Below are 19788 nucleotides of genomic sequence, written 5' to 3' on the forward strand. Positions count from 1 at the left end.
CATCAGTAATGCAAGTAGAAGTAGAAACCCTCATCATTGAACTTACGACTTCCTCATTTGATAAACGTCCGGTATATATCACCGGTAATTTTTGTAAATGGTTGCCCGACCTGGAAGCTTTTCGGATGACAGAAGTTAGTCCGGGCAATTACGTTTTTCAATTTCCCGAAAATCTTGAACTTACAGGGCCGCTTGAATACAAATATACCCGGGGTGGCTGGGACCAGGTGGAACTGGACCGTTTCGGGAAACCTTATGGAAACCGTGTTGTGGAAAAAAACGAAGGCGTAAAAAAAGACACTGTCATTCGCTGGCAGACTGATATCTCCAAAAAAACGGACTTATCACCGATTTTGGAGATCGTGTCGGAGGAGTTTGAGATACCGCAACTGAAAAAAACCAGGCGCATTCAGGTCTTGCTTCCACACGATTATTACGACAGACCAGATCTTAGTTTCCCTGTTTTGTATATGACCGATGGCCAGAATTTATTTGGCGAAGGTTCGGAATACGGGAACTGGAACATTGATAAAAGCCTGGCAAAACTGGCCAAAGAACAGAAAGGTGGTGTGATCATTGTTGCAATCGATCACGGAAACGAGCAGCGGATCAACGAATTTTCACCTTATAACAATCCGAAATGGGGTAAAGGTTTAGGTGAACAATTCATGCGGTTTATCTCCGAAACACTAAAACCTCACATCGACTCCAAATACAGAACAAAGCGCGACAGACTGAATACGGGCATCGGCGGCAGTTCCGTAGGTGGCCTCCTGAGTTTATACGCAGCCTTAATGTTCCCGCAAGTATTCGGCAGATTAATGGTATTCTCGCCGTCGTTATGGATGTCCCAACGCGTATTTTTTGATGCTATACACTTTTTTGAGCCATTCGAATCACGTATTTACCTATACGCGGGCGGCAAAGAAGGAGCGAACATGCTTCCAAACGTCACCAAACTTCGCGAAACGCTCGAAACGCAAGCTTTCGGTTACGACCGCGTAAAAATCAAAGCCTCCATCGACCCAAAAGGCCAACACGACGAGAAGCAATGGAGCAAAGAGTTTCCATTGGCTTTAAAATGGCTGTTTTTCGAGTGAACTAAAATCGCAATAAAGACCGATCCACTTCTTCATTAACGCGACTCTTTGCTTCTTAAATGTTGGGCCAAAGAAGGTGTTGGACCAGTCTTCGTATTGCAGTTGGTAAAATTCGAAGAAGAATAGCCAGAATGCATATCCAAGATAGGGAATCGCTTCAATTTCTGCGTCGGACAATGGCCTTACCTCCCGGTAAGCCGTTATAAATTGGGCAAACTGCCTGTCAGCTTCCTCCTTGGTGAGAAATTTGTGCTCGACCTCAAAGAAGAAGTGAACAAAAAAGCTCATCAGATCATTGGCGAGCACGCCTTTTCCCGCAAAGTCAAAATCAAAAAAAGTGACCAGGTCATTTTCATCGAAATGGAAGTTTTTCGGCAGGAAATCGTAGTGGCAGTACCCATAACTGAATTTTGAAAGGTCAAACTGACTGAGTTTGGCAATTACCTTTTGGGTTGTTTCCTTTAAATAGGCGTATTCATCAGGTAATTCGACAAATGCAGGCTTGATGTTTTCTAAAGGCCCGATCAGTGTCGTTTGAACGTCATAGACTCTTCTCGGAAACTGCAGTTCTATCTCAGACGTAATGTTGTGGATAAACGCCATTTCCTGACCGATGATCCTAAGGCGCTTTTCTGTGAGATCCCGCGTGAACTTCCCCGGAGCGAAGTTGAACAGAATCCCATAACGGGTTCCTTCGGCCGCATTAAAAGATTGTAGCTGATTTCCCGCAAGGTCACTGATCGGGTAAGCGACTTTTGCGCCTCGCTCTTTTAGAATCGTAAGCAACTCAGCCTCCGCTTTTATCTCATCTACATGGCGATGCGCATCCCGGTAAAGCTTGAAAATGTATTTATCAGACTCCCCTTCCAGCACGTACGTATCACTTACGTTGCGTGTCAGGAACTTGCAGATAACTTCGCCCAAACCATAAGCTTTCCCAAGAAACTCACCCAAAGCCAGGGAAGATAATGTTGAATATTGAGTTGGAAAAACAGACATTGCGAAATTGTGGTTAAATCACAAAAAAGGGACGCACAAATATACTGTGCGCCCCCAAAAAACATTTCACATCTCACAACTCACATCTCACAAAATATACTGGCTCAAATCTCTGTTCTTGATCAAATGGGACAATTTCTCGGAAACCATTTCAGCTGTGATCACGATATGAGAATCGGCGCCGATCACGTCCGGAACGTCGAACATAAAATCGTTCAGGAGCAAACTCATCACCGTTTGTAATCGCCGGGCACCGATATTTTCCACTTCGCTGTTAACTTCAAAAGCAATTTTCGCCATCTCGCGGATCGCGCCGTCTTCGAATTCCAGCTCCACACCCTCCGACTCCATCATCGCCTGATATTGCTTCGTCAATGCATTTTTCGGCGCTTTCAGAATTTGATAAAAATCTCCCTCGGTCAGACTATTCAGCTCCACCCGGATCGGAAAACGTCCCTGCAACTCTGGGATCAGATCTGATGGTTTTGACACGTGAAATGCACCCGCAGCCACGAACAAAATATGGTCTGTATTGATCACACCATGCTTGGTATTCACCGCGCTGCCTTCCACGATAGGTAGTAAGTCACGTTGTACACCTTCGCGGCTCACGTCCGGGCCGCCGCCTCCGCCGGAACGGCTGGAAGCCACTTTGTCTATTTCATCAATAAAAATAATCCCCAGGTTTTCCGCCTTTTTAATGGCTTCTACCTTCACCTCGTCCATATCGATCAATTTCGAAGCCTCCTCGTCCAGTAAAATTTTCCTCGCTTCTTCCACCGTCACTTTCCTCTTTTTTCCACGTCTCGGCATCATATTCCCGATCATTTCCTGAATGTTCATCATGGAAACATCGTCCACCGAGCCGCCGATCATGCCTACGCTCGGGGCCTGGTTTTGCTGCACCTCAATTTCAATTTTACGACTGTCCAGTTCACCGTTTCTGATCTTTTCACGAAAACGTTCTCGGGTGCGCTGGTTGAGTTCAGCATCGTCTTCCGGCATGGCATCGGAGCCATTGTCCGTTTTAATTCTCGCTGCCGATCCGTGCACGGGCGGAATCAATGCGTCAAGTATAATGTCTTCAACTGCCTGTTCTGCCTTGATCTTCACTTCCTCTTTTTTCTGCGTCCGCACCATTCCCACAGCCTGCTCCACAAGGTCGCGGACCATGCTTTCCACATCGCGGCCCACATACCCTACCTCGGTAAATTTCGACGCTTCCACTTTTACGAAAGGCGCATCGGCAATTTTTGCTAGCCGGCGGGCGATCTCCGTTTTACCGACTCCCGTGGCACCGATCATCAGAATATTATTTGGGATAATTTCCCTTTGTATATCTGCAGGACTGTTCATTCGCCTCCACCGGTTCCGCAATGCAATGGCAACATTACGTTTTGCGTCATTTTGTCCGATTATGTATTGATCCAGTTCAAAAACGATTTGACGTGGCGTCAGGCGATCTAAGTGTTCTGTCATTGTGATTTATAGCGATACGTAACTTGAATGATAACTTCCCTGATGGGCAGGGATTGCTTTTTTAAACGGTATAAAGAACTATGCCGGTACAAATTGTCAGGTTAAATCCGCCAGTTGTATTTCTTTGAGCACTTTCACTTTTGTTAGCCGACCTTCCTTACATTTGTTCATTCGTGTTTATCCCCCAAAATCAAGATAAAGAATTGCACTAACGATGAAAATCCGATACATTTTCTTTGCATTAATTCTTAATACCTCCCTACTCTTCGGACAAGCTGCCACTCGGCCCAATCCGGTTGATTTGGTGAATACATTAATGGGCACGCAGTCCAAATTCAGCTTGTCTGCAGGTAACACATACCCCGCCATTGCATTACCCTGGGGAATGAATTTCTGGATGCCGCAAACCGGCAAAATGGGTGACGGTTGGAGCTATATGTATGACGCCGAAAAGATCCGGGGGTTCAAGCAAACGCACCAGCCCAGTCCGTGGATCAACGATTACGGCCAATTTTCGATCCTTCCGATGACCGGAAAAATGAAGATCGATGAAGAATCCCGCGCGAGCTGGTTTTCACACAAAGCCGAGATTGCCAAACCGCATTATTACAAGGTATACCTGGCCGACTACGACGTTACCACCGAGATCACCCCGACCGAACGTGCCGCGCAATTCCGTTTCACATTCCCGAAAGCTGACAGTTCCTATGTGCTCGTAGACGCATTTGACCGCGGATCTTACATTAAAATCATCCCGGCTGAACGGAAAATCATGGGTTATACCACCAAAAACAGCGGCGGCGTTCCTGCTAATTTCAAAAACTATTTTGTACTGGTTTTCGACAAAGCATTTACATTCTCTTCCGCATTTCGCGGCAAACAACTGGCAAAAGATACACTCGAACTGAAAGCCGGTCACGTTGGGGCAGTGGTTGGTTTTAGTACGAAAAAGGGTGAACAGGTGGGTGTAAAAGTAGCTTCGTCGTTCATCAGTCCCGAGCAGGCCGAGCTGAACCTGACCCGCGAACTCGGCAAAGACAGTTTTGATGTAACCAAAGAAAAAGGCGAAAAAGAGTGGAATAAGGAATTATCTCGCATTCAGGTCGAAGGCGATAACATCGATCAGATCCGGACTTTCTATTCGTGTCTTTACCGCGTTCTCCTTTTCCCGCGGAAGTTTTATGAATTTGATAAAACAAACAAGATAGTCCATTACAGCCCGTATAATGGTGAAGTTCGTCCGGGTTATATGTTTACGGACAATGGTTTCTGGGATACATTCCGTGCCGTTTTTCCATTTTTTACTTTAATGTACCCGACATTGAATTCACACATTATGGAGGGTTTGGCCAATGCATACGACGAAAGCGGTTACCTGCCCGAGTGGGCCAGCCCCGGCCACCGCGATTGTATGATCGGATCGAACTCGGCTTCGCTCATTGCCGATTCGTATGTGAAGGGTATTCGTGGGTATGACATTAATAAATTGTACGAGGCTATCATTAAAAACACGGAAAACGCGGGCCCTGTAAGTTCCGTGGGACGTTTCGGGCACGAATATTATAATGACCTCGGCTACGTACCTTATGATGTAAAAGTCAATGAAAATGTGGCCCGGACTTTGGAATATGCCTATGCCGACTTTTGCATTTCTCAATTGGGTAAGGCATTGAAAAAGCCGCAAAAAGAAGTGGACTTGTATCTCAAAAGAAGCCAGAACTATAAAAATGTGTTTGATCCTGAAACGAAATGGATGCGCGGGAAAATGAAAGACGGTAAGTTTCAGAGTCCATTTAATCCATTCAAATGGGGCGATGCGTTCACCGAAGGAAACAGCATTCACTACACCTGGTCGGTATTTCAGGATGTAAAAGGTTTGATCGGATTGGTTGGCGGACGAGAAGCATTTGTACAAAAACTGGATACGGTTTTTACATTACCTCCGATCTTCGACGACAGCTACTACGGTTTCCCGATCCACGAGATCCGCGAAATGCAGATCATGAATATGGGTAACTATGCACACGGCAACCAGCCGATCCAGCACATGATCTACCTTTACAATTACGCCGGCGCACCCGACAAAACACAATATTGGTCGCGTGAGGTAATGCGGAAATTATACCAGGCGACCCCAGACGGCTATTGCGGCGACGAAGACAATGGACAGACTTCTGCCTGGTACGTTTTTTCTTCACTTGGATTTTACCCGGTCACTCCGGGAACAACACAATACGTGATCGGCTCGCCGCTGTTCAAAAAAGCGACATTAACGATGGAAGACGGTAAGAAATTTGTAGTTCAGGCCCCGGCGAGCAGCGACACGAATATGTACGTTCAAGGAGCGACGTTGAACGGAAAACCATACGAGAACACGTATTTAGAACATGCGGATATTCAAAAAGGAGGTTCAGTACAATTTAATATGACCAGCAAACCATCAAAAACCTGGGGAACAAAGCCAGAAGCAGCACCGTTTTCGCTGACGAAGTAGGTGTGGCATGTGAGATGCCAGATGTGAAATGTGAGATGTAAGCCATTAGCTTTACTTTTCACTTTTCACTTTTCACTTTTCACTTTTCACTTTTCACTTTTTTCACACTGATTTAATAGTTCAAACAAAAAAGGCAGACGGCCGAAAGCCGAAAGCCGATAGCCTATATGCAATATCGAAAAGTAGCAACCTCAGACCATCCCGAAAAATCGGATCTTGAATTGTCAGTAATCACATTTGGAGCCTGGGCGGCTGGGGGCTGGATGTGGGGTGGAACGGAACGAAGTGAGGCGGTAAAAGCAATCCGCGACTCGTACGAAGTCGGCGTTACCTCCATTGATACGGCGCCGATTTACGGGCAGGGATTAAGTGAAGAGATTGTCGGAGAAGCCATTAAAGAGTTTCCGCGCGATAAAGTCCAGATCCTTACGAAATTCGGAATGCGCTGGGACCTGACGAACGGTGATTTTGCAATGCATAGCAAAGACAATGCAGGAAACGACATTGATATTTACAAATACGCTGCAAAAGACAGCATTATCAAAGAATGTGAAGACAGCCTGAAACGTCTCGGCACCGATTATATTGACCTGTACCAAATCCATTGGCACGATAAAACAACGCCGATCCAAGAAACCATGGAGGCTGTAAGCCAGCTGATTACGCAGGGAAAAGTGCGGTATGCCGGGGTTTGCAATTACGATGCCGCATTAATGCGCGAGGCTTCGCAATACATCAATCTGGCTTCGGATCAGGTACCTTACAGCATGGTAAAACGCGGCATTGAGGCGGAGCTGGTACCTTATTGCATTGAGCATGAAAAAGCGATCCTGGCATACAGTCCGCTGGAAAGAGGTTTGCTGACCGGCAAAATGAAGCCCGGACATCAGTTCGCAAAAGATGATCACCGCGCATCGCTTTATTTTTACAAAGATGAAAACCTGACACGGGTAAGTGATTTTCTGGATCAGATAAAACCGTTGGCGGACGAAAAAAATGCCAGTATCAGTCAGCTGGTGTTACGCTGGACTTTGGACCAACCCGGGATCACGATCGCATTAGTCGGCGCCAGGGATTCAAAACAAGCTTTGCAAAATGCCGCGGCAGCAGATATCAAGCTGACTCCCGATGAGATCACTTTCATTACAGAACACCTGAACAAATTAGAATTAGTTAAATAGAAACCTCGTATTCACCATACTTTATGAAACAGAACTTTAAAAAATACTTCCCCATTGCGCTGGGAGGCTTATTACTGACCGCCTCAATCGGGCTCATGAGCAATAGCGGAATCGAAACGGATACTAAATCAGCCGCTAAACTTGCCGAAGCTGATTTAAAGGTCGATACCGTTGCGAGTGGACTTACCATGCCCTGGGCTTCCGCATTGCTGCCAAACGGCGACTTGCTGGTGACCGAACGTGGCGGAAAATTAAGATTGGTAAAAGGCGGAAAACTGGACCCACAGGAAATTTCGGGAATACCTGCAGTATTATACAAAGGCCAGGGTGGATTGCTTGATATCGCATTGCATCCTGATTATAAGACAACTGGCTGGATTTACATCAGTTATTCGTCACCTAAAAAAGATGGAGAAGAAGGTGACGACGACGGTGCAAATACCGGATTAATGCGGGCAAAGTTGAAAGACCACGCGTTGGTTGAAATTCAGCAATTATTCAAAGCACTTCCGAATGTAAAAGCCAATGTCCATTACGGCGGGCGGATTGTTTTTGATAAAAAAGGGTATGTGTTCCTTTCGCTCGGCGAACGCGGCCAGAAAGAAAATTCGCAGGATCTTGGACGCGACCAGGGAAAAGTAGTAAGGTTATTTGAAGATGGAAAAATCCCTACCGACAATCCATTTGTAAAAACGGCAGGCGCGAAACCGGAGGTATGGACGTATGGTCACCGCAACCCGCAAGGTTTGATTATCCACCCGACCACCGGCGCGATCTGGGAAACGGAACATGGTCCACAAGGCGGCGACGAGTTGAATATCATCGAAAAAGGCAAAAACTACGGCTGGCCGAAAATCACCTATGGCATTGATTACGACAACAGCATTATATCAAAAGACACGGCTCTGGCAGGAATGGAGCAGCCTGTCATTTTTTGGCGACCTTCCATCGCACCTTGCGGTATGACTTTCGTTACCAGCGACAAGTTCAAAGACTGGAAAGGCGATCTGATCGTGGGTTCACTGAAATTCATGCAATTGCAACATCTTACTGTTAAAGGCAACAAAGTGACGAAACGCGAAGTTATTTTTGATAAAATCGGCCGCGTACGTGACGTCCGCCAGGCATGGGACGGCAACATTTATGTCGTTCTGGAAAATTCAGGCAAGGTGGTCCGCATTAGTCCTAAAAGTTGATCTGATATGAAGTTGTTATTGACTTTGCTTTCGTTAATTGTCTTTTGCTCAGCCATTATCCCAAGTCAGGAGGATGAGCTGGCAAAAAGCATTGAACGCGGCAAAATGGTTTATTCCGAAAACTGCATTACCTGTCACATGGGAACAGGAGAAGGTGTTACTGCTACATTTCCACCGTTGGCAAAGTCGGATTACCTGATGCAAACCCCTGAAAATGCGATCAAGGCTGTGAAGTTTGGGCTCATTGGGAAGATTAAGGTGAACGCGGTAGACTATGACAATATGATGCCGAATCCGGGACTGGGGAATGACGAAATCGCCGATGTGATGAATTACATTATGAATTCGTGGGGCAATTCTTCCGGAAAAAAAATGATTACCGAGAAGATGGTTGAAGACGTGAAGGAGAAAAAATAGCGTTATTTATTGTCATTTTAAAACCGCATGTTCTGAAAAGTTCATGCGGTTTTTTAGTTTTTTAACTTCAACAAACTGTAAACATGAGCGGGTCACGCGACCTGCTATTTGAAATAAATCTAAATAAATACTTGTATAGCTGTTTTCGCACAACGATCTTTACTCGATCAAAATTATTTAGACTAATTTCAAATAAAATGAAACGACTTTTTACTTTACTCCTATTCATGCTTTCGGCTACGCTCGTAGTCGCGCAAAACGGCAAGATATCCGGCCAGGTACTCAGCTCCGACGGCCAGCCTGCCGAACAAGTTTCGGTCGGAATCAAAGGAAGTTCCAAAGGTGCCATTTCAGACGCGCAGGGTAAATTCACGATTGAACGCGTGAAAGCCGGCGAGTATGTTTTGCTTGTAAGCTTTGTCGGCTCAGCTACGCAGGAAAAGCCGGTGACGGTAGTTGCGGGGGAAACGGCGACGGTTTCTGTCACACTTTCCGAAAGTGCGAACCAGTTGCAGGAGGTGATTGTGAAAGGCGGAAACCTGTATAAAGACGACCAGTTTTCATCCGGCCTGAAACTCCTCACCCCCATTTTACAAACACCTCAGAATGTGCAGGTAGTGACGTCGAAAGTACTATCCGACCAGCAGGTGATCAGTATGAGCGATGGATTGATCCGGAACGTGAGCGGCGCGACGCGGCTTGAACACTGGGGCGACATGTATACCAACATCATGATGCGCGGTTCGCAGATCCAGGCATTCCGAAACGGTTTCAATGTCGTGAGTTCGTACTGGGGGCCATTAACGGAAGACATGAGCTTCGTAGACCACATTGAATTTGTAAAAGGCCCAGCTGGTTTTATGCTTGCAAACGGCGACCCGAGCGGCTTGTATAATGTGGTAACCAAGAAACCGACCGGAGAAACAAAAGGTGAAGTGAACTTAACGATGGGTAGCTTCGACCTGTATCGCGCGTCACTCGACCTGGATGGGAAATTGAGCAAAAACGGCAAGCTGCTATACCGTTTGAATGTGGCAGGCCAGAACAAAAATTCGTTCCGAGACTATGAGTATAACAACCGGTACAGCATCGCGCCGGTGATCTCGTATCAGATCGACGACAAGACGAAGGTGACCGCGGAATATACCATGCAGTATGCGAAAATGTCCGATGTAGGCTCATTTTATGTGTTTTCTACCGAAGGGTATGCAACTTTGCCGAGAGATTTCACCGCCATGCCTCCGGGACTTGAACCTACTAAAATCAAAGATCAGAGCGTATTCCTGAACCTGCAGCATCAGATTAACAAAGACTGGAAACTTACCGCGCAGGTGGGCTACTTCAACTATCAGCAAAAAGGAAGCAGCATGTGGCCTAATGCAGTCGTGAAAGATACCATTATGCGGGCTGTCGGTATATGGGACGCATTAAGCGAAATGACTCTTTCACAGGCCTTTATCAATGGTGATGTACAAACCGGCGGGGTAAGACACCGGATTCTCGGGGGAATAGATGTAGGCACGAAAAATTACTTTGCGGATTGGGCACAATCTCATCCGCTGGATACCCTGGGCGGCGGATTTACTCCTTCTGCTCCTAATTATGGCACTCCAAACAATGGGTACCCCGTTTTCGATCGCACGCTGAACCTGGAAGCAAGAGCTGTAAACGGCGGTGGCACCATGGACCAGAAATACACGGGCATTTACCTGCAGGATGAACTCGGTTTTATCGACAACAAAATAAGACTTACGCTGGCAGGCCGGTATACGCATGTAAGCCAGTCATCTTACGGAGGTGCGCCAGAAACAGCGAGCCATTTCACGCCACGACTTGGATTGAGCGTTTCGCTCGATACAAATACATCCGTTTACGCCTTGTATGACGAAGCGTTCCTGCCCCAATCGGGAAGGCTTACGGGCGGCGGCAATGTAAAACCCATTACCGGCAGCAATCGTGAGTTTGGTGTAAAAAGAGATTGGGCGGACGGACGCTGGAATACGACGGTTTCGGTTTACCGCATTGTTAAAAACAATGAGCTCACTTCCGATCCAAACAGCCCTCCTAATGCCGGATTAAGCATCGTACTCGGGCAGAAACGGGCCCAGGGTGTGGAGTTTGACCTCCGGGGAACGATTGTAAAAGGCCTGAACCTGATCGCAAACTATGCATTTACAAATTCCGAAGTTACCAAAGTGACTGAGGGTGTAACAACAGTTGCCGTCGGTGATGTGATCCCGGGTTATGCCAAACATACGGTAAACAGCTGGTTGAGTTATAAAGTCCAGAATGGCGCATTGAAAGGCACCGGCGTTTCGGCAGGTTTCACGTACCTGGCAGATCGCGCCACAGCAAGCTGGAGTACAACGAACAGTGCGGCTAACCTGCCAAATTACTTCAAGCTCGATGGTGGTCTTTTCTGGGAAAAGGATAAGATCAGGCTGACATTAAATGTATTTAATGTACTCGATAAATACCTTTACTCGGGTGGGTACTACGAGTGGCTGCCGGCTTACTACTGGCAGTCGGAACCGCCGAGGAATTACCGGCTGAGTTTAGCTTACAAGTTTTAAAAATTTGAATTAGCCTGGATCCGGAGATCCAGGCTAATTTGTTTAATGATCCTCACAACCGCATTGAACATCCCTTCCAATGCACCGAATATAATGCAGACCGGTAAGAGTAATGGAAGATAAATCATCCATTTCAGTGCCATGGTGTGATTAAACTTTCTCATTGTTTGATCAACTTTCTTACTTGTACTTCCTGATGTTGGTTCTCAAAGCGGATAACCATTGTACCGAGCATCGACGGATCTGATTTGATGTTCACCGTATTCTTGCCTTTCGAAAGTGCTTTCACTTGCTTGCCGATCACCCTGCCAGTCAGGTCGTAAGATGTGATTACCCAGTTACCTTGCTCGGCCGCTACGATGTCGATGTTCGCATTTTCATTGATCACAGGATTTGGATAAAACTGGCCTACGATTGATTTTTCGACCGCATTACCAATGTTTATGATCTTGGAGAAAGCGATTGTTCCGTCGGTGTCTATCATTTTCAGTCGATAGTAGCTGGTCGCGTATGCTGCTTTTTTGTCAGTAAACTGGTACGTTTTCAAAGTACCTGCTTCGGTCAGACTAGCCACCCACCCGATTGTTTCGAAATGCTTCGCATCTTCACTTTTCTCAACCTCGAACCCTTTGAAGTCGACTTCGTCGGCAGTTACCCAGTTTAACGTATTCTGGCTTTCACCGGTTTTTTTACCATTAAAAGAAATGAGTTTGACTGGCAGTGGCGTAAACTCCGCTGTGACGAAAAACCCGCTGAAACCGGTAACGGCAAATGTAACTTCCCATCGTCCATTCACGAACACGATATCGGCGTCCTCAGGATTGATGGTACTCTTATCCCCGGTATAGCCAAGTCCGCCAGGCGCACTTCCTTCATACTTCACGATCCTCAAATTGGCTTTTCCGGCTTTATCGTCCGGTGCTGATGGCACATCATCCGTAACAACTGCATTGAAAGCATCAAATTCTGCCTGGGTGAAATAAAGCGTAATTGTAGCCGACGACGTCGTTGGGTTCACCGCCGGTGTGATCTGGTAGTGACGTTTCACATACGGTCCGCTTACATTATCGCTCTCGATCCACACATTACTGGTCACAGAGCCGGTCAGGTTTATAGGGACGATCTTCGCTACCAACTGGCAGTTGTCATCGTATGCATACTGGCCATCCGCCGGAAACGTGGTGGTGGAAGAACCCGCAGAAGTTGTCATTTGATCACTTCCTGAAACGATCACAGTCTGGTCGGCCGTCACGGTATTTCCGGAACCGTCATTGAAGGTCCAGGTAACTACCGTCGTTCCCACATGCGTGATCGGGAAGGTAGTTGTTGTAGTCCCGGTAATCGTTCCGGCGCAGTTATCCGTGGTAGTAGGAGCAACAGGTGTTACTGTACAAACTCCTGTAACATTTGCCAAAGTCGGTTTCACTGGTGCAGTAACGTCCGTAACAGTCACGGTTTGGTTTGCAGAAACGGTGTTGCCGCGGCCGTCGTAGAATACCCACACAATCGTATGCGTTCCGGGTGTATTGTAGGTCAATGGGCTAACCGTTGTTCCTGAAATGGTACCTCCGCAGTTGTCAGAAGTAGTTGGCACGGTTGAAACAGTAACCGAGCATTCACCGGTAGCTGCTGCAATGGTCGGTTTCACCGGAGGAGTTACATCATCCACCACAACCGATTGGTTTGCAGTAGTGGTATTTCCATTACTATCTGTAAAAGTCCAGACAATGGTATGTGTTCCCTGCGTGGAATAAGTCAATGGGTTCGTGGTGGTTCCGGTAATGGTACCATCGCAGTTGTCCGTGGTTGTCGGCGCAACGGCAGTAGCTGAACATTCACCGGTCGCAGCCGCAATTACAGGAGTAACAGGTGCCTGACCATCGGCGACTGTTACCGTATAGGAACATGCCACAGATTCATTTCCGCAGATATCATAGGCTTTTACACTTACCGTAGTAACACCTTTATTGAATACAACGCCATTTAAACTCGTATACTGGCCGGCAGTGCTGGTAGTCACACCCGACAAGGTGTATTTGAAAGTGATATTGGCGGTATTGGTACAATTGTCTGTCGCTGCCGGAGTCAGGTTATTATTTTTTACGGTGTAAGTACACACGTTCGGGTCCGTTGTAAACGACTGGTTTGGCGTGCACGTCGCGATGACCGGAATTACATTGTCATTCACCGTGATGACCTGAGAGCTTGTCGTTTTGTTTCCGCAAACATCTGTTGCAGTCCAGGTGCGGGTAATGCTGTATTTATTGACACAGCTTCCGGCCGTCACTACGTCTGCCACAGTAATGGCAACCGTACCTGCGCAATTGTCCGTTGCCGTCACACTCGAGATACTGGCAGCAGGAACGTCCGCAGCACAGGTAACGAGGAGTGCGGTTGGAGTTCCTGAGATAACCGGTGCAGTCTGATCGTCAACCGTGATAATTTGTGACGAAGTCGATTTGTTTCCGCAAATATCAGTGGCGGTCCAGGTCCTGGTTACGGTAAATTTGTTGGCGCAGCTTCCCGGGGTTGTCACGTCATCTACTGTGATGGTAACCGTGCCCGTGCAGTTATCGGTGGCCGAAAGCCCGGTAATGCTTTTTGCAGGTACATCCGCTGCACACGAAACCGTTAACGCCACAGGTGTGCCGCTCAAAACAGGTGCGACATTGTCGTTAACCGTAATGGTTTGGGAAGATGTGGATTGGTTTCCGCAAATGTCAGTAGCAGTCCAGGTTCTGGTCACTACGTATTTATTGGCGCAAGATCCGGCGGTAATAACATCCGCCACGGTAACGGTTACAGTACCCGCACAATTATCTGTTGCAGTAACAGAAGCAATGCTGGCAACCGAAACGTCCGCTGCACAGGTAACTGTGATATTCGCCGGCGTTCCTGCAATAACTGGGGCTACGTTATCATTTACATTGATGGTTTGTGAAGAAGTCGATTTGTTTCCGCACACATCCGTAGCCGTCCAGGTTCTCACGATCGTGTATTTGTTGACGCAGCTTCCAGGTGTTGTTACATCCGCTACGGTCACGGTTACCGCGCCCGAGCAATTGTCGGTCGCGGTCACGGCGCCGATGCTGGCTACCGGCACGGCTGCGGAACAGGTCACGTTCAAGGTCGCGGGAGTTCCTGCGATCACCGGCGCAGTCTGATCATCCACCGTTATAGTCTGGGTGGTCGTCTTATTGTTGCCGCATGTGTTGGTTACCGTCCAGGTCCTCGTGATCACGTAGCGGTTGGCGCAGGTGAAGCCCGGAGCAATGGCGTCGGAAACAGTAATCACAGGGGTGTCTCCGCAATGGTTGTTTACTGTAATGCTGGATCCGCTGGCAACGGGCACTTCTCCGGCGCAGCTCACTGTGATCGGCCCCGGGGTTGATGCAATTTCCAGGTCATTGTCGTTAATCGTCCCGGTGGCGGTGGCATTGCCTAAAAACCCTCCGGTCGGTTCTGAAATGGTGACCGTAAATGTTTCGTTTGCTTCGTAATTGAAGTCATCCGAAATCGCGATCGATATGGTTTGGGATGTGTTCGAGTTGGCTGGAAAGCGAACGGTGCCTGATTTACCAACATAATCGGTACCCTCCGTCGCTGTCCCGGCAGTTGTTTTATAATTGACCGTGACGTCAAAAGGTACAACATCGGATAATGTAACTGTGAAATTGGCAGTTCCACCGCTTTCAGAAACCGCTACGGCAGCAGGATTAAGGCTTACTTTAGGATCATTATCAATAATGTAACCATAACCGGTTGCATTCTGAATGGACCCATTCACTACGTTTGATAAATTAACAATAATGGATTCATTCGGATCATACAGCAGATCGTCCGTCACCTGTATGACGAAGGTTTGAGGAAGCGATGAATTTGCAGGGAATACGAGGGTTCCTGCCTTCACACCATAATCGGCTCCGGGAGTAGCGCTGCCGCCGTCTGCAGTGGAATAATCAACCCTGACCTCATACGGAACTGCCCGGGAAATCGTGGCCGTGAAAGTAACCGAGCCGGTTGCTTCCGTGCCATTTGCCGTGTTCGGCTCGATACTCACAAATGCATCATTGTCACCATTTATTACGGCGGTCGCTGTCGCGTTCAGGAGCGTTGCATTTGTTGCATTCGTAAGATTCACTCCAAAACTTTCACTCGGATCGTGTACTTTGTCGTCAATGATCGGCACCGTAAAGCTTTGAGGTGCGATGCTGTTTGCCGGAAAAGTTATGGTTCCGGTTTTGGCGGTATAATCTTCCCCTGCAACGGCACTGTAATCCACGGTCGCATACTCGACCGTCACCGCCGAAGACACAGGCTGCGACAATGTAACTGTAAAGGTGGCCGCAGCTTCTCCCTCTGTAACGGTTATATAAGTGGGGTCGAAACTAATCGTCGCATCATCATCACTGATCGCGGCATATGCCTGCGAGCTTTGAATCGACGCATTAACCGCATTGGAAAGGGTTACATAGAAATTTTCCCCGTACTCAAAAGTCTGGTCATTTAGGATCTGAACGGTGAAGTTCTGAGGCTCGACGGAATTGGCAGGGAACGTCAGAGTTCCGGAGGTCGCCGAATAGTCCGACCCTGCAACCGCGCCTGCGTCCGAGGTAACGTAATCAACCGTCACGACCGATGCGATGGGCCGCGAAAGGCGGACTGTAAATGTTGCTGTCCCTGCGCCTTCCGAAACAGACACGTAAGTGGGATCCAGAGATACAGTCGCGTCGTTGTCATTAATGTATGCGGGTGCCGACGAGTAGCTCCCCAGGGATGCGTTTACGGGATTTGACAGGTTTACGTAGAAATTTTCCTGACCCTCCGTTTCCTGGTCATTCAGGATTGATACGGTAAAGCTTTGAGGTACAACTGAGTTTGCGGGAAACGTCAATGTGCCGGATGCAGCAGTATAATCGGACCCCGCCAATGCGCCATTGTCCGCGGTGGAATAATCCACCGTCACTTGCTGCGGTAACGGCTGCGACAACCTTACTGTAAATGTTGCCGTACCGGCACCTTCCGAAATGGTCACCGAAGTGGGTTCAAAATTCAGAGAGGCGTCATCATCATTGATATTGGCATATGCATAATTTGAAATCAGGGATGCATTCACCGGATTTGACAAAACAACCTGGAAACTTTCTGCGCCCTCGAAGATCTGATCATCAATAATGGGCACATTGAAAGTCTGTATGACTGAATTTGCAGGAAATACAACTGTTCCACTGGTTGTCGTGAAATCTTCGTCTGGCAACGCGGAGCTTGCCTGCGTTGCATAATCAACCCGGACTTCGTAAGGCACTTTTTGTGAAAGCCTTACACTGAAACTTGCATTACCATCTTTCTCGGAGACCGTCACGTAAGTGGGGTCAAAGCCAACATTCGCATCATTGTCAATAATGTATGTGTATTGTGTGGCAGTACCGATGGTAGCATTCGTCGGACCAGATAATGTGATTGTGAAATGCTCTCCCGGATCATAGTCATAGTCATCTATAATGGGTATTGTGATCGTCTGCGGGGCTGTGGTGTTGGCCGGGAAAGTAATGGTACCCGAGGTAGCCGTGAAGTCGGTCCCTTCAATTGCATTGCCACTTGCTGCGGTATAATTGACAGTAACCGGCGACGCATTCGCCTGCGACAACGAAACCAGGATGGACGCATTTCCCACCGATTCGGAAACCGATGCATTTGCAATCATTTCAATGACAGAAGCAGGAGTTGTATTCTCTGTAATGACACACGATTGTGTGCTGTTACTGATGGTAGCATTAACCGGCGTGTTTAATGTAACAGAAAACATTTCGTCGGGTTCTGCCGTCGCATTTGCTATAATCGCAATACTTATTGTTTGCGGAGCAGTGCTGTTTGCGGGAAAAGTGATGGTGCCGGACTTAGCCGTAAAGTCACTTGGCGCAGTCGCGGAATTGTTGCTGGTAGCATAGTTGACGGTAACATCATAAGGTACTGCTGATGTCAGATATGCCGTAAAAGTCGCTGTTCCGGCAGATTCCAGAACTGTAATACCAGCGAACATATTGATCTGCGCTTCATTGTCTGTGATACTAATGCTGCTTGACACCGTTCCGAGAGAAGCCCCGGTTGGATTGCTTAATGTCACCGACAAATATTCACCCGGATCATAAACTTTATCATCGATGATGGTCACGCTGATCGGTTGCGGAGCTACACTATTAGCAGGGAAAGTGATGGTCCCGGATGTGGCCGTGTAATCTCCCGGGGTCGTGGCTGATGCGTCTGCGGTAGAATAGTTTACCGTAACTGCGTGATCAACAGCATTAGAGAGGTATACCGGCAATGAAACCGTCCCCTCGCTTTCACTGACTGTAATGCCGCTGCCAATAATGATCTGCGCATCGTTATCAATGATGTACCCGACTGTGCTGCCGCTGTTGATGGAGCCGCCAACTGCATTAGTAAGCGTCAGATACAAATATTCTCCCGGGTCATACACGCTGTCATCGATTATAGGTACGGTGACCGTTTGGGGAGCTGTACTATTGGCCGGAAATGTGATAACGCCCGATCCTGCGGTGTAGTCCCCGGGTGTTGTAGCCGCTCCGTCTGAGGTGGAATAATCAACAGTGACCACATGATTTACCGGTGCAGTGAGGTAAACGGTGAAGGTAAGTTGTCCGCCGCCTTCTGAAACCGCCAGCGGGGCCGAAAGGTTGATCTGCGTATCATTGTCGATGATATAAGCATAGGTTGTGGCTGTGTTAATGGTCGCATTGACGGCATTGCTCAATGTTACACTGAAACTCTCGTTATCGTCGAAAACCTGATCATCGATAATAGGAACTGAAAAAGAGACCGGCTGGGTACTGTTTGCCGGAAACGTAATGGTACCGGTAGTAGCTGTGTAATCAGCCGGAGCGGTAGCGTTGTTATCTGCGGTAGTGAATGTAACCGTAATTTCCTGTGAACTAGGCGCACTCAGACTAGCAGTAAATACTGCCGTGCCGGCATCCTCATAAGTTGTCACGGCCGAGCCGATGTTAATAAAAACATCATTATCGGTAATGTACCCGTACATCGTTCCATTACCGATAGTCGCACTCTGGGGATTGCTTAAAACGACAGTAAAATACTTGCTCGTATTGTATATGGCATCGTCAACAATGGGGATGCTGATGGTTTGCGGTGCAGTACTGTTCGCAGGGAAAACCACTGTACCCGACTTGGAGGTATAATCCCCCGGCGCCGTGGCGCTGCCGTCCGAAGTACTGTAATCTACCTTGACCTCGTAAGGAACGGCAGCCGACAGATAAACCGTAAATATTGCATTCCCCGCACCTTCCGCCACAGTGACAGACGGCCCTACATTAATCTGAACCTCATTATCAGTAATATATACATAGGAAGTCGCTGAACCTATACTGGCATTTACCGGATTGCTGAGCTGTACCGTAAAGTGCTCGTTTGGATCGTAGATGGCCTCATCGGTAATATTCACAACAATGGCCTGCGGAGCAGTGCTGTTTGCAGGAAATGTTAATTTGCCGGATTTGGAAACGTAATCTTCTGAGGCGTTCGCACCTCCATCCGCAGTATTGTAATCCACCGTCACTTCATATGGGACAGGCTGAGAGAGGTTTACAAGGATCGTTGCAGTTCCTGCATTTTCCGATACGGTAACAGACGGCGAAATATTCAGCTGGGCATCATCGTCCAGGATCTGGCAAAAACTATTCGGAGTAGAAATAGTCGCATTCGTTGCATTGCTCAGGTTTATATAAAATGCCTCTTGATTCTCGTGTATCAAATCATCGACGATTGGAACCTTGATGATTTGAGGGGTAGTACTGTTTGCAGGAAAAGTGAGGGTTCCGGATGCCGACGTGTAATCATCCTGATTTACTGCGGAGTAGTCGGCAGTCTCGTAGTGAACCGTCACCACATTAGCCGAATTCGCTGAAAGCGACACAGAAAATGTAGCAAACCCCACATCTTCCTGAACCGAAATATTGCTGATACTCAATTCCTGGGCTTGTGCCAGCGAACAAAAAAGACTGATAAAAACGAGGGTAATTAAAACCCTTAGCGACTGGTAGAGGTTTTTTTTCATGTTAGGCAGGTATCAAGGATATGAATGGAAAAATGCGGGGCACACATCTTGGCACAGAACATGCTGCATGTTCTGTGTCTTTATTATTAAATCTGAATGGAATTTCAATGCAGCCTGATCAGGTAGAATCCGGGATCAGGAAGGTGAATTGAATCAGCCGGGCGACAGCCGGATCTTGAAAGTCTGTAATCAGCGAAAGTAGAAAGTCTTTTCATAGAGGAAGGAGTACGTGCTGAGTCTATTTTCTCCAAAAAAAC

General features: G+C 47.5%; 10 protein-coding genes. 6 read left to right on the forward strand and 4 right to left on the reverse strand.

Translation table 11 applies throughout. From position 1 onward, the window contains the following. Positions 1-8: 8 nt before the first annotated feature. Positions 9-1100: an alpha/beta hydrolase gene (locus LZG72_RS26555; protein WP_233878178.1), complete on the forward strand. Its 1092-nt coding sequence runs from the start codon at positions 9-11 to the stop codon at positions 1098-1100. On the opposite strand, the gene LZG72_RS26560 is transcribed toward LZG72_RS26555, so the two are convergent. Continuing rightward, on the reverse strand, positions 1077-2099 hold the full coding sequence (locus LZG72_RS26560) for a phosphotransferase enzyme family protein (protein ID WP_233878179.1): 1023 nt from the start codon (positions 2097-2099) through the stop codon (positions 1077-1079). The genes LZG72_RS26555 and LZG72_RS26560 overlap by 24 nt on opposite strands. Positions 2100-2186: 87 nt before the next feature. After that, positions 2187-3578, reverse strand: coding sequence for an ATP-dependent protease ATPase subunit HslU (hslU, locus tag LZG72_RS26565; RefSeq protein WP_233878180.1), 1392 nt, complete (start codon positions 3576-3578; stop codon positions 2187-2189). Positions 3579-3792: 214 nt separating this feature from the next. Here hslU and LZG72_RS26570 point away from each other — a divergent pair, with 214 nt between their 5' ends. The 5 genes from LZG72_RS26570 to LZG72_RS26590 all read left to right on the forward strand — a co-directional run bounded on the left by LZG72_RS26570 (position 3793) and on the right by LZG72_RS26590 (position 11439). Further along, positions 3793-6072, forward strand: a complete 2280-nt coding sequence (locus tag LZG72_RS26570) for a GH92 family glycosyl hydrolase (RefSeq protein ID WP_233878181.1) — start codon at positions 3793-3795, stop codon at positions 6070-6072. A 167-nt stretch (positions 6073-6239) separates the two neighbouring features. Beyond that, on the forward strand, positions 6240-7253 hold the full coding sequence (locus LZG72_RS26575) for an aldo/keto reductase (RefSeq protein ID WP_233878182.1): 1014 nt from the start codon (positions 6240-6242) through the stop codon (positions 7251-7253). A 23-nt stretch (positions 7254-7276) separates the two neighbouring features. Next, on the forward strand, positions 7277-8449 hold the full coding sequence (locus tag LZG72_RS26580; RefSeq protein WP_233878183.1) for a PQQ-dependent sugar dehydrogenase: 1173 nt from the start codon (positions 7277-7279) through the stop codon (positions 8447-8449). 6 nt (positions 8450-8455) lie between these two features. Then, positions 8456-8866 carry a cytochrome c gene (locus LZG72_RS26585; protein ID WP_233878184.1) on the forward strand — a complete coding sequence of 137 codons (411 nt, stop codon included), beginning with the start codon at positions 8456-8458 and terminating at the stop codon, positions 8864-8866. A 197-nt stretch (positions 8867-9063) separates the two neighbouring features. Then, positions 9064-11439, forward strand: coding sequence for a TonB-dependent receptor (locus LZG72_RS26590; RefSeq protein WP_233878185.1), 2376 nt, complete (start codon positions 9064-9066; stop codon positions 11437-11439). Here LZG72_RS26590 and LZG72_RS26595 read toward each other — a convergent pair. Together LZG72_RS26595 and LZG72_RS26600 are read right to left on the reverse strand one after the other, a co-directional pair. Next, on the reverse strand, positions 11436-11603 hold the full coding sequence (locus LZG72_RS26595; protein ID WP_233878186.1) for a hypothetical protein: 168 nt from the start codon (positions 11601-11603) through the stop codon (positions 11436-11438). The genes LZG72_RS26590 and LZG72_RS26595 overlap by 4 nt on opposite strands. Further along, positions 11600-19531: a Calx-beta domain-containing protein gene (locus LZG72_RS26600; protein WP_233878187.1), complete on the reverse strand. Its 7932-nt coding sequence runs from the start codon at positions 19529-19531 to the stop codon at positions 11600-11602. The genes LZG72_RS26595 and LZG72_RS26600 overlap by 4 nt, the downstream gene beginning before the upstream one ends. Between the last annotated feature and the right edge of the window lie 257 nt (positions 19532-19788).

Origin of the sequence: Dyadobacter sp. CY323 (assembly GCF_021390245.1) — a bacterium.
In the GTDB taxonomy this organism is placed as follows: domain Bacteria; phylum Bacteroidota; class Bacteroidia; order Cytophagales; family Spirosomataceae; genus Dyadobacter.